We start from the raw sequence: 12,654 nt of genomic DNA, 5'->3' as shown, positions 1-12,654 counted from the left end.
TCTATAGCGCTGGCTCAGTTCGACACAAGCATTGTGCGCATGATGGCATGCATGCGTATTGCTGGACCGTTGACGCACCATAGTCGATTGTCGCATCAAGATCGAAACAGCCAGGCGGGAAGCCTGTCTTTTGGGAGGAGCCCCCAAGATGGCCGAACCGCAGCGCGCGCGACCGAAACCAACGCCGGAGACCCAGCATTTCTGGGACGGCACGAAAGCGGGCGAATTGCGGCTGCAGCGCTGCGACGCCTGCGCGCATGTCTACTTCCCGCCGCGCCCGTTCTGCCCCTCCTGCGCCTCGCGCAAGGTCAGCATCTTCAAGGCGAGCGGCAGGGGCTTTCTCTACAGCTACGTGATCAACCACCGCCCCGCCGCGCCGGGCTTCACGCCGCCTTACGCCATCGCCGTGGTCGAGCTCGACGAGGGCCCGCGGATGATGAGCAACATCATCGACTGCCCGCAGACGCCGGAGGCACTCGAGCTCGACATGAAGCTCGAGGTCGCCTTCCAGGAGCTCGACGACAAGATCACCCTCCCCGTCTTCCGTCCGGCGAAGGGATAAGCCATGCGCAAGAACCAGGTTGCCGTCGTCGGCGCGGCCGAGACAACCGAGCTCGGCGTCATCCCCAACGCTTCGCAGCTCCAGCTCCATGCGGACGCCGCACTCAACGCCATCGCGGATGCCGGGCTGAAGCTGTCCGACATCGACGGCTTCGCCACCGCGGTCGAGACGCCGCAGCAGGTCTGCCACTATCTCGGCATCAAGCCGACCTGGGTGGATGGCACCTCGGTCGGCGGCTGCTCGTTCATGCTCCACGTCCGCCATGCCGCCGCGGCGATCGAGGCGGGCCTTTGCAAGACCGTGCTGATCACCCATGCCGAGAGCGGCAAGTCGATGATCGGCAAGCTGCCGCGCTCGACCCCGCCGGACAGCCTCAACGGCCAATTCGAGGCGCCCTATGGCGTCTACGGTCCGCCCAGCATGTTTCCGATCCCCGTGCTGCGCTTCATGAAGACCTGGGGCATCACCCACGAGCAGCTGGCTTCGGTGGCGGTGGTGCAGCGGGAATGGGCGGCGAAGAATCCGCGCGCGATGATGAAGGAGCCGATCACGGTCGCCGACGTGCTCAACTCGCGCATGATCGCGTATCCGTTCCGCCTGCTCCAGTGCTGCCTCGTCACCGACGGCGGTGGTGCGCTGATCCTGACCTCGGCGGACCGCGCCAGGGACTTTCCGCGCAAGCCCGTCTACATCATGGGCACCGGCGAGAGCGTTGAGACGCCGATGGTCAGCCAGATGGAGACGTTCAATTCCTCGCGCGCGTTCAAGACCGCGGGGCCGCTGGCCTTCAAGGAAGCCGGCATTGCGCATGAGGACGTCGACCATCTCATGATCTACGATGCCTTCGCGCATCTGCCGCTGTTCGGGCTCGGCGATCTCGGCTTCATGCCGTACGAAGAAACCGGCCAGTTCATCGCGGACGGCAACACGCGGCCGGGCGGCAAGCTGCCGCTCAACACCAATGGTGGCGGATTGAGCTACATGCATTCGGGCATGTACGGCATGTACGCGCTGCAGGAGAGCGTCCGCCAGATGCGCGGCATCGCGCCGGCGCAGGTGCCGAACGCGAGGATTTCGGTGTGCCACGGCGTCGGCGGCATGTTCGCCGCAAGTGGCACGATCGTGTTTACGAACGAGAGGTAATTTCTCGTGGTTCCGGGATGGTCCGAAGGACCAGACCACAGGTGCGCAATTGCGCACCGGGGAACCTCGAGATTCCGGGTTCGTGCTTCGCACGCCCCGGAATGACAGAGACAACAGGAGGCATCCACATGACGAAATCACTGCAAGACAAAGTCATCATCGTCACCGGCGCAGGCCGCGGCATCGGGCGCGAGATCGCACTGCTGTGCGCGGCGGAGGGCGCCAAGGTCGTCGTCAACGATCCCGGCAGCGCCGCGGATGGCGCCGGCGCGAACGCTGCTCCGGCCGAAGAGGTGGTCGAGGAGATCAAGAAGCGCGGCGGCACGGCGGTCGCCAATTTCGAGTCGGTGGCGGAAGCGATCCCCGCCAGCAAGATCGTGAAGACCGCGACCGATCATTTCGGCCGGCTCGACGGCGTCGTCAACAATGCCGGCATCCTGCGCGACATGATCTTCCACAAGATGAGCGTGGAGGCGTTCGAGGCCGTCATCAAGGTGCACCTGATGGGCTCGTTCTATGTCAGCCACGCCGCGGCCCGCGTCTTCCGCGAGCAGGAGTCGGGCTCCTTCGTGCATTTCACCTCGACCTCGGGCCTGATCGGCAATTTTGGCCAGGCCAACTACGCCGCCGCCAAGCTCGGCATCGTCGGGCTCTCCAAGTCGATCGCGCTCGACATGGGCCGCTTCAACGTCCGCTCCAACTGCGTCTCGCCCTTCGCCTGGACCCGCATGATCGGAACCATCCCGACCGAGACCGAGGCCGAGAAGGCACGCGTCGAGAAGATCAAGCAGATGGGGCCGGAGAAGATCGCCCCGCTCTGCGGCTATCTGCTCGGCGATTCCGCCAAGGACGTCACCGGCCAGATCTTCGGCGTGCGCATGAACGAGATCTTCCTGTTCAGCCAGAACCGTCCGATCCGCTCGGTGCAGCGGAGCGAAGGCTGGACGCCGCAGTCGATCGCCGAACACGGCATGCCGGCACTCAAGGGTTCGTTCTACAAGCTCGACCGCTCCGCCGACATCTTCACCTGGGATCCGGTCTAGCTGCATTTCCGGCATCCCTGCCCTGCGATCTCTGGTTGTCTCCGCCTGAGATCGCCCCGCTTTACGCCTGAATGGGGGCGAATGGTATCCTCCCAACAAACTTTGGGAGGAAACCATGACAAGAATACTGACCATCTCCGACGAGACGACAGCAAGCGAGCGCGGCGGCCTCGGCCGACGCGACCTCCTCAAGGGCGCGGCAACCGTCGCCGCATCTGCCGTGCTGGCCTCACAAGCCGATGCCCGCGACTTCGGTGCCAATACCGAACCGCAGCGTTACCCCGACCCCGACATCGTCGTGATCGATCCCAAACGCTTCAAGGCCAAGGTCGGCAACACCGCCATCAAGCGGCTCTACACCGGCTGCCTCTGGGCGGAAGGGCCGGCGTGGAATGCTCAGGGGCAATATCTGGTCTGGAGCGACATTCCCGCCAACCGGCAGCTTCGCTATCTTGATGATGACGGCCATATCTCCGAGCAGTTCCACAAGCCGTCGAACGAATCCAACGGCAACTCGTTCGACACCGAGGGCCGCCAGCTCAGCGCCGAACGCACTCGCCTCGTCCGTTACGAGCACGACGGATCGGTCACAACCCTGGCCGAGCAGGCGGGTGGCAAGCCGCTCAACGGCCCCAACGACATGGTGGTCCATCCCAACGACAAGGCGATCTGGTTCACCGATCCCGGCTATGGCGCGATCAGCATCTACGAAGGCAAGCTCGCCAAGACGGGCTCGCTCCAGCCCCACCAGAAGGAAGCGGTCTATCGTCTCGACACCCAGACCGGCCAACTCGCGAAGGTCGCCGACGAGCCGTTCAAGCCGAACGGCATCGCCTTCAGCCACGACTACAAGAAGCTCTATGTCTGCGACACCGGCATCACGCATTACCCGCAAGCGGAGAACGTGGTGTGGTCCTATGACGTGGACGGCCCAAAGCTGTCGAACCCGAAGAAGCTGATCGACATGAAGCTCGACGGCAAGTCAGGCTTTCCGGACGGCCTTCGCGTCGACACCGAGGGCAATATCTGGGTCGGCGCCGGCTGGGTCGGCCCCGGCTATGACGGCGTGCAGGTGTTTGCGCCAAACGACGGCGCGCGGATCGGGCAGATCCTGCTGCCCGAGACCTGCGCCAATGTCTGCTTCGGCGGCAAGAAGCGCAACCGCCTGTTCATGACCGCGAGCCAGTCGCTCTATGCGGTCTATGTGGAAACGCAGGGCGCGCATTTCTGTTGAGTGAGGCGCCGTCATTCCGGGATGGTCCGAAGGACCAGACCCGGAATCTCGAGGTTCCGGGTTCGATGCTTCGCATCGCCCCGGAACGACGGATGGGTTAGCCCGTATTCCGCAATCCCGCCGAGATGCCGTTGATAGTCAGCTGAATGCCGCGCAGCACCTGCTCGTCCGGGTTCTGCGCGCGGTGCTCCTTGAGGAGCTCGACCTGCACGTGGTTGAGCGGGTCGAGATAGGGGAAGCGGTGGCGCACGGAGCGCTCCAGCAGCGGATTGCCCTGGAGCAGCCGGTCCTGGCCCATGATGTCGAGCAGCGTCTCGATGCAGGAATGCCATTCGCGGCGGATACGGCCGAAGATCTTCTCGCGCAAGGCTTCGTCGGGCACGAGCTCGGCATAGCGAGAGGCGATCGCGATCGAGCTTTTCGCCAGCACCATGTCCATGTTCGACAGCAGCATGCGGAAGAACGGCCATTCCTGATAGAGCTCCTTCAGGAACGGCATGCCCTTGTCGGGATGCTCGGCGATCCATTGCTCGACCGCGCTGCCGAAGCCGTACCAGCCCGGCAGCATCAGACGGCATTGCGCCCAGGAGAACACCCAGGGGATGGCGCGAAGGTCCTCGATGGCGCGGGTCTTCTTGCGCGAGGCGGGGCGGCTGCCGATGTTGAGCGTCGCGATCTCGTTGATGACGGTGGAAGCCCAGAAATAATCGACGAAGCCTTCCGTTTCGTAGACCAGGCCGCGATAGGCCTTGAACGCCAGATTGGAAAGCTCGTCCATCGCGACCAGATATTCGCGGCGCGGTGCGCTCTGGCGCGGATGCAGGAGGCTTGCTTCCAGCGTCGCCGCGGCGAGGATCTCCAGATTGTTGCGGCCGACCTCGGCATTGGAATATTTCGACGAGATGATCTCGCCCTGCTCGGTGATGCGGATCTGGCCGTTCACGGCGCCGCCGGGCTGCGCGATGATGGCGTCATAGCTCGGACCGCCGCCGCGGCCGACCGAGCCGCCGCGGCCGTGGAACAGGCGCAGCCGCACGTGGTGGCGCTCGAACACCTCGACGAGGCCGATCTCGGCCTTGTAGAGCTCCCAGCCCGAGGTGACGAAGCCGCCGTCCTTGTTCGAGTCGGAATAGCCGAGCATGACCTCCTGCACGCTGCCGCGGCTGTCGACCAGCCGGCGGTAGTCGTGCAGCGACAGCATGCGATCCATGATGCCGGATGAGGCCTGCAGATCCTCGATGGTCTCGAACAGCGGCACGATGTTCACGGCGCTGCGGCCGGAGGGATGGACGAGGCCGACCTCCTTGAGCAGCACGGCCACTTCCAGCATGTCCGACATGCCCTTGCACATCGAGATGATGCATTGGGGAATGGCGTCCGAGCCGAACTTCGCATGCGCTTCCGCGGCGGCATGGAAGAGGTTGAGCTCACCCATGGTCTCGTCGCTGTATTTGACGAAGGGCGAGACCAGCGCGCGCGTCGAGCGCAATTCGTTGGTGAGCAGCGAGATGCGCGCGTCCTCGCCGAGCGCGAGATAGGACATGCCGGGATTGGCGGCGTCCATCAGCTCGGCGATCGTGCGTTCGTGCACGGCCGAGTTCTGGCGGATGTCGAGCCGGGCGAGATGGAAGCCGAAGCAGTCCACCGCGCGTCGCAGCAGCCGCAGCCGGCCGCGGGCGATGACGCGGGCGTTGTTGGAGATCAGCGAGCGGTGCAGCACGTCGAGGTCGGCCTGCAGCTCCTTGACGCTGGCGTAAGGCGCCGCTTTGCCGACCGGCCGGCGTGTGATCTCGACCTCCAGCATTTCGGCCGTTGCGGCGAGCCGGGCATAGATGCCGGACACCGCGAGGCGATAAGGCTCGCCGCTCCGGTGCGGCGAGGTGTCCGGCGAGCGCTCCGCCAGGTTGCGCAGTTCCTCGGAGACATCGGCGAGATGAGCCGCGATCGACAGCTCGGAGCCGAGCACGTGCAGCTCGTTCAGATAGAACTGCATCACCCGGCTCGACTGCAGCCGCAGCGTGCCGCGCATGACGTCGGCGGTGACGAAGGGGTTGCCGTCACGGTCGCCGCCGATCCAGCTGCCCATGCGCAGGAACGAGGCGAGCTCGCCGGCAGCCTGTGCGCCGTCCTCCTCCAGCCGGTCTTCGAGCGCGTTTACGAGCCGCGGCACCTCGCGCAGGAAGGTGTAGTCGTAGAAGGACAGGCCGTTGGCGACCTCGTCGAGCACGGTCAGCTTGGTCCGGCGCAAGAGATTGGTCTGCCACAGCGTCAGCACCTCGCGGCGAAGCTGCTCGTCGCTGGCGGCCGCCTCCTCTGCGGTCAACGCGACCCGCTCGCGGCGATCGAGCAGGCCGGCGACCTCCATCTCGCGGTCCATGGTGCTCTTGCGTCGGACTTCGGTCGGATGCGCGGTCAGCACCGGGCTGACCAGCGCGGTCTTGAAGAAGTTGCGGAGCTGATCGGGACCAACGCCCGCCGCCTTGGCATGGGCCAGCGTGTCCGCCAGCACGCCGGAGCCGCTGCTTTTAGCAGCGCGCGCGCGCATCTGGCGAATGTTGTTCTGGTCCTCGGCAATGTTGGCAAGGTGCGAGAAATAGCTGAAGGCACGGACGATCCGCACCGTCTCGGAGGTCGACATGCTGTCGAGGATCTGCTCGAGCTCACGGCGGGCGAGCCGGTCCTCGTCGCGGTGGAACCGGATCGAGGTCTGCCGGATGCGCTCGACCAGGTCGAACACGTCGGCGCCCTCCTGGTCGCGCACGGTGTCGCCGAGGATGCGCCCGAGCAGGCGAATGTCGTCCCGCATGCGCGCGTCGGCCTCAAGCGCCTGGACGTCCTCAGGGCGGTTGGGGCGAGGTTCAGTGCTGTCGGATGGTACGGTCTGGAGGGACATGGCTCGCTCCTTGGTTCGAGCTCGCTTGGATGCCCGGCAACGGCGAGTGTGCGATATTTTTCCGCCGCAGTGCAAGATGAACTTGGTGGCGGCGCGGCAGGACTGGGGTGATGATCGCGTGTCCCGGACAAGCAGCAACGCCGCAAGCGTTGCTGCGCCGAGCCGGGACCCAGAAGCCACAGAGCACATTGCCGCAACATGGGCCCCGGCTCTGCAGCGCATCACGCCGCGAAGACGCGGCGCGCTGCGCTGCGTCCGGGGCACGAGAGATTGCTGCAATCTCACCAATGGACATAGTCTCGCGGTCTCGCGGCCGGTTTCGCCCGAGCTTTGCTGTCCGTTTCGCCCTCATCGAGATGAAGGGCGCAGGGAAGGCCGAAGGAAGGCCGGGCGCCGGCTGGCACCCAGGGTCCGCACGCGGAAAACGCACGCGGGGTGACCACAGGTGATGCCGGGACATCCCGGCCTTCCCTGCGCAATGGTTTTACGGCTTATGGCGTGCTCTCCCCGGGGAGCGATGCACTATTGCCCCCGTCGCCTTGCGGATGATCGTTGCGCGCGCCCGGTCGGGCCGCTTCACCACCGCAAGCCCTGACGCACAGACCCCGGGCGTCAGGACCACACGCTTTTGCCGTCCGCGGGCGTCCGTCCCTGATCAACGGAGGCTACGCGTGCTCGCCCCCGTGGCCGAAACGAGACGCTGTGACCGCGGCGTGTTTTGCCTCCGGGCACCGCGAGCGATTGAGGGGCTCGGCGCGTAGGATGGGTTGAGCCCTTGCGAAACCCATCACATCGCGTCATCGGCGGAGCTTGATGGGTTTCGCTTACGCTCTACCCATCCTACAGGCTGGTGAGCGGCGGCATTTTCGGCACGTGCAGGAGCATCGCCGACGTTAACCCTGTCGCGCAAATGATTCGTCGTGAGGCGGCAGCCGCCGACAAGTTGCCTTATTGCAGCGGAGAATTTTCAGCGGCACTAACCTAGGTTAGAGGCGCATTATGCTGAGAATGGCGTTGTTGGGCCTCCTCATCCTGTTGAGTGTAGGAATGCTCTCAGCAATGGAGCTGAGAGCTCCACCGCGTCGCGCGGTCGCGATCGAGCAAAACGCAGGCAAGTCTGCACATGACGCATTGGCGAAGGCCGATCGCCTTGACGTCGTCGCTGTGAGCAGCGAGATGCCGACACAGGCTGCTTTGGTCGAACCGCCCGTTGCTCCGCCGGAAGACATCCATCTCGGTTCGCACGAGCCGGAAACGATCACCCGTCATCGGCACCATTCGAAGAAGATCGCGACCGCTGAACGTCCCAAGCCAAAACCGAAGGCAGCCGCTATCAAGCGAACTGCCAATGTCCAGCGTTCAAAGGCCGCCAACAATACCGAGCCCTGTCGGCTCAAGGCGTTTGGTGGCTTGCGCAAGGCATTGAATCTGACCAGTTGCGAAATCTGAGGACGGTTCTGGCCCCTTGACCTGCATGTGGCGTGCTTTGCCCGACCGGGCAACGCGTGGGATTGTGTGCGACCACGGCCTATTTCGTCAGCATCCGTCGGGTCGGCGCTACGGTGCCGGCAGGAGCCATCGGCGAGATCGAGAACGTCAACCACGCGTTCCATCCTGCCGGCCGGTTCTCCGCCGCGAATTCGCCATATGCCTTCAGGTTGAGATAGCCTTGCATGTCTTCAACCGGAAACAGGTATCCGACCTGCGGACCTACGCCAACGACCCGTGACCGGAAACCACCGAGGATCGGGTGTTGTCCAAAGTCGTCGGTGATCTGCTGATAGCCGTACCCCACCAGTCCGACAAAAAGCTGCTTAGAGAGAAACTGGGAGGCGCCCCAGTCGAAGTGGAAGTCGATGCCATTCTGATATTGTGTGTCGTGGTTCTTGAAATTGTAGGTAAGTCCCGCGACAGCCGAAAACTCGTGGCCGGTCTGCGGATTGAAGTAGGTGTAGCCGCCGCCGCCGTCGATAGCAGCATGGCCGATACCGAGATTGGCAAGCCGGATTGGCGAATAGGCGCCGACCGGAATGTCCCCGGTCACATAGGTCATGAAATTGTGGACGCCGGCGTTCCACTTCAATGTCGCCTGCGGATAGAGGTCGCCGACCGATGTGATGGAGTCGGCAATGGTGCCGTTGCGCGTTATCACGAGCGGTCCGAGTGCCGTGGTCAGCGTCCCGCTCAGGTCGGCGCTCGAGCGCCCGAACAGGCCGGTTACGCCAATGGCCAATTGTCCTCCGAGCACCGGCGTTGCGAAGGTGTAGGTGGGATTGAGCAGAACGAGATCGCCCTGCGCATTGAGATGCAGATTGAGGCTGCTGTTCACCGTCGCGGGAAACCTGCCGATCTGGATTTCCTTCGCCGCGGCTGTGGCCCCGGATGCGGATACGGTCGTGTGATAATACACCGCCGCCATCGACCAGCCCGGCACCGCCGGGGCCGCCGCGAGGCTGCCGAACCGGCCGGGAAGCCAGTACGAAACCCCACCCTCATCGGCATATGCCGCTTCGGGCACGCAGCCGAGCAGCACCATGGCTGCGCCGAGACTCGTGCGGATGAACCAAACCCGAGATTCTTGCTTGGATCGCGTCATTCTCTGCCCCCGACACTCATTGTATCTGAACCCAAAATGGCCGTCGCTGAACTGCAACGGGTGGTCACGGTCCTCGCCAATGGTATGCGGCATACGATCTGCCCGGACCATTTGCCGAATCGATCTGCATTCAGACGACTGTCAAACCCGCTTGATGCCAGGCGGCTGCCAGCTCCCTTCGCCGGCCGGCAGGATCGAAGGTGCTTCGCTCTTCGGCCAGTACAAGCGCATGACAAGATAGATCGTGTCATTGGGCGCAGGCAGCCAGTTTGCTTCCTTGTCCGCGCCGGGGCTCTCCTTCTGGATGTACAGAGTGAGCGAGCCATCCTCATTCTTCTTCATGCCGGGCAACATCGGCGAGTTGATGAGGTAGCGGCTGATCGGGTTCTTGACCAGGAGTTGGCTCTTGCCGTCATACATCGTCACCGACCAGAAGGAGTTCACCGGTGGTAGTTGTCCCGCCGGGAAGGTCAGTGTGTAATTGTGCTTGCTGCCGTCGAGCGTCCGGCCGTCGCTGTCAACGCGCGTGAACGGATAGGTCGCTTCCGCCGGGTCATTGCCGTAAATGCCGGCCTGAGCGGCGACGGCTCGCTTCAACCAGTCGCCATTGTAGTGGGCGCTATCGCCTGGAAGGCCGCTAACGCGCCAGCCATTGATCGCCTTGCCGGCAGATGCGACGGCCTCGTCGACCTTCCGCTGGCCCTCCTTCATTCCGAGGCCAAGCTCCAGCTTGTGCTCCAGTGGCAGGTCCTTGAAGTTGAGGATCTTGCCCGGCCCGACCCCGATGCGTGCCAGCTTGGAGCGTATCTCCTTCTCATTATCCTGTGCCGGCGCGAATTGTAGCGCGAAGTCGAGATAATCGAAGAAGTTGGTCTTCACGAGTTCCTTGTCGATCTTGGGGAAGTCGATGGCTGGCGCGGCCGGCGGCGGCGTCTGTTTCAGATAAGCCGAGAGCATCTGCACCTTGTAGCCAGCTTGCACCTTCTTGACGTTGTCGAGATCATCCGGGCCGAAAAGCTGGGTGCGATAGCCCGCGAGGGATAACTGTGTGCTCGAACGAAACACCCGTCTGATCCCCGCCGGGGTATCGCCCTTCCAGCCGGGCCCGACCACCATGTAGTCGCCTGCCTCGCTCCCCGTGGCTCGGGTGCCGATATACCCGTAATTGTAGGTATTGCCGTCGCAGAGCATGACCGAGTAGTAGCGCTTCGGGTCGATTGCCGGCACCGAGAGTACCACCGGCTCCGCCCGCAAATCCAGCCACACGAAGGAATAGGGCGTGTCGCTGTTCGGCGTGACGATTGCCGTATCCTTGTAGGTGTAGACGTTGGGCTCGTTCTTGATCTGATTGAACGGCGCCTTGAACTGCCCCGAATTGCGATCGACCGCGTACTCGTACATGACTGCATAGTTCATCACGATTGGCAGGCCATAGATGAAACCTGCCTCGGCGAAGTCCTTGGCCTCAAACAGCCCGGGCCAATCGGCTTTGTTCTGCGCGATTGCCGGGGTGGACTTGGCCGTCGTGACGGCGAGCGCAGTCAGCGCAGCGGAGCGAAGCAGATCGCGTTTCGTCAACATGGGAGCTCTCCTTTGTTACCATTGTTCTTTTGTTCGACCGACGCCAGCGCCAAAGCGCTGGGCCTCGATGGCGGAGCGAATGAGGTCAAAGCCGCAGGCGGGACCAGCCGAGGTATTTGAAAGTTTGTGCTGTCGTATGCCTTCGGCTCACGTGATCTGCTTGACCGGCGGAATCTTCCAAGATCCATTGATGATCGAGGGGTTCCTCTCGTTCGGCCAATACAGCCGCATCATCAGGACAAAATCGCCTGACGGTGCGGGAAGCCAGTTGGATTCCTTGTCCTTCCCCGGCGAGTCCTTCTGGATGTAGAGTTCGGTGGAGCCGTCAGGATTCGATTTCAAATTCTGTCGCGCGCTGATCGAGTAGCGGTCGAGTGGATTGTTCACGAAGAAATAGTTCGCATCGTACATCGTCAGCGACCAGAACCCGAGCGCCGGCGGCAGCTGCCCCTTGGCAAATCGCAGCACGTATTTGTTGGCACCGTTGTATTTGCGGCCCTCAGCGTCTTTCAGCGAGGTCGGATATACGGCGTCCTGCGGCCGGTTGGCGCCGAGCCCGATGGCGGTCACCAGCGCGCGCATCAGATAGTCGGTACCGTAGATGCCGGTCTTGGTGGTGAAGCCCCAGCCGTTCTCGTCCTTCATGTCCTTGTTGATCTTGAACTGAAGCATGATGCGATCGAATCCGATCTCCGGAACTCGCTTGACGAAATCTGCCTTGAGCTTGCTTGCGTCGAAATCCTTCCCGGGCACGATTCCGATCCTCGCGAACTTGGCGAGTTGCCGCGCGTCGGCGGCCGCCGGCGGATTGTCTTTCATGAGCTTGCAGAGCAACGTGAAATAGGCCGTCGCATCCATGCGATTGACCTGATCACGAACAGCAGTCTTCATGTCGATGGAAGCATCGACCTTGCCTTCAGGCGGTGTGTAGGGCTTGCCATAGGAGCTCAGCGGGACCAGCTTGCATTCGTCCTGCAGCTTGTGCACCTCGGCGTAGTCCTCGGACGTGCCGGTGCAATAGATGCGGCCGAGCAGCCACACGATGCTGGTGGGCGACTTGTATTCCTTGACGCCGGACGGCAGCGTGCCCTTCCATCCGGGGCCCGTGATGGCGTAGGTCTGCGCGCCGGTGCCGGTCGTCCGCTTGCCCGGCACCTGGAATACCGTCGTCCATCCGTCCAGCATCGGGAAGAGTGCGTAACGGCCCTTCATGTCCGGGATGCTGAGCACCCACGGTTCCTTGCCGACGTCGAAGAACGCACTGGTGTAAAGCGTGTCTGCATTTGGTGCCGTCACGTCGCGGAAAGACGCATCAGGGTACTTGCGCAGCTTGATGATCTGGCCCATCGGCGCGCGCGTGCCGACCGGCTTTGCAACGTTGGTGATGACACGGCGCGTCATCTCCATCGTCACGAGCGGATAGCCGAAGATATAGGCGTCGGTGGCGAGTGCGAACTCCTCGAGTCCCTCGCCGGTGCCGAGAAGTTCGCCGAGCTCGGCGTGGCCCATTGTGCTTATCGAGGAACTAACGAGCAGGCTCATGCCGCCGATCGTTACGTTGCGACGGGTGACATCCATGATACGAACTCCGTTGAAATGAAG

9 protein-coding genes are annotated in these 12,654 nt (G+C 63.1%); 5 read left to right on the top strand and 4 right to left on the bottom strand.

Going from position 1 to position 12,654, the window contains the following annotated elements; all coding sequences use genetic code 11:
* The first annotated feature begins 148 nt into the window (after positions 1-148).
* The 4 genes from AC1RQP_RS34955 (at position 149) to AC1RQP_RS34940 (ending at position 3,982) form a co-directional block, all read left to right on the top strand.
* Positions 149-562, top strand: coding sequence for a Zn-ribbon domain-containing OB-fold protein (locus AC1RQP_RS34955; RefSeq protein ID WP_197967125.1), 414 nt, complete (start codon positions 149-151; stop codon positions 560-562).
* 3 nt (positions 563-565) lie between these two features.
* Positions 566-1,705: a thiolase C-terminal domain-containing protein gene (locus AC1RQP_RS34950; RefSeq protein WP_492941774.1), complete on the top strand. Its 1,140-nt coding sequence runs from the start codon at positions 566-568 to the stop codon at positions 1,703-1,705.
* A gap of 128 nt (positions 1,706-1,833) precedes the next feature.
* A complete protein-coding gene (locus AC1RQP_RS34945) occupies positions 1,834-2,748 on the top strand; it encodes an SDR family NAD(P)-dependent oxidoreductase (RefSeq protein WP_131867235.1) in 915 nt (304 codons plus the stop codon).
* 115 nt (positions 2,749-2,863) lie between these two features.
* A complete protein-coding gene (locus AC1RQP_RS34940) occupies positions 2,864-3,982 on the top strand; it encodes an SMP-30/gluconolactonase/LRE family protein (RefSeq protein WP_492941772.1) in 1,119 nt (372 codons plus the stop codon).
* Positions 3,983-4,079: 97 nt separating this feature from the next.
* Here the strand turns inward: AC1RQP_RS34940 and ppc are convergent, their stop codons facing one another.
* A complete protein-coding gene (ppc, locus tag AC1RQP_RS34935) occupies positions 4,080-6,875 on the bottom strand; it encodes a phosphoenolpyruvate carboxylase (protein ID WP_239622287.1) in 2,796 nt (931 codons plus the stop codon).
* A 999-nt stretch (positions 6,876-7,874) separates the two neighbouring features.
* Here ppc and AC1RQP_RS34930 point away from each other — a divergent pair.
* Positions 7,875-8,324 (top strand): hypothetical protein, encoded by a 450-nt coding sequence (locus AC1RQP_RS34930; RefSeq protein WP_492941769.1) that lies wholly within the window; start codon positions 7,875-7,877, stop codon positions 8,322-8,324.
* A gap of 79 nt (positions 8,325-8,403) precedes the next feature.
* On the opposite strand, the gene AC1RQP_RS34925 is transcribed toward AC1RQP_RS34930, so the two are convergent.
* The 3 genes from AC1RQP_RS34925 to AC1RQP_RS34915 form a co-directional block, all read right to left on the bottom strand.
* Positions 8,404-9,411, bottom strand: a complete 1,008-nt coding sequence (locus tag AC1RQP_RS34925) for a SphA family protein (protein WP_492941768.1) — start codon at positions 9,409-9,411, stop codon at positions 8,404-8,406.
* Positions 9,412-9,612: 201 nt separating this feature from the next.
* Positions 9,613-11,052 (bottom strand): DUF1254 domain-containing protein, encoded by a 1,440-nt coding sequence (locus AC1RQP_RS34920; RefSeq protein WP_492941766.1) that lies wholly within the window; start codon positions 11,050-11,052, stop codon positions 9,613-9,615.
* A 147-nt stretch (positions 11,053-11,199) separates the two neighbouring features.
* Positions 11,200-12,630 carry a DUF1254 domain-containing protein gene (locus tag AC1RQP_RS34915; RefSeq protein WP_492941764.1) on the bottom strand — a complete coding sequence of 477 codons (1,431 nt, stop codon included), beginning with the start codon at positions 12,628-12,630 and terminating at the stop codon, positions 11,200-11,202.
* Between the last annotated feature and the right edge of the window lie 24 nt (positions 12,631-12,654).

Source organism: Bradyrhizobium sp. GW821-FHT13H06, from assembly GCF_058803975.1.
This window is presented reverse-complemented; position numbering and strand designations above follow the sequence as displayed.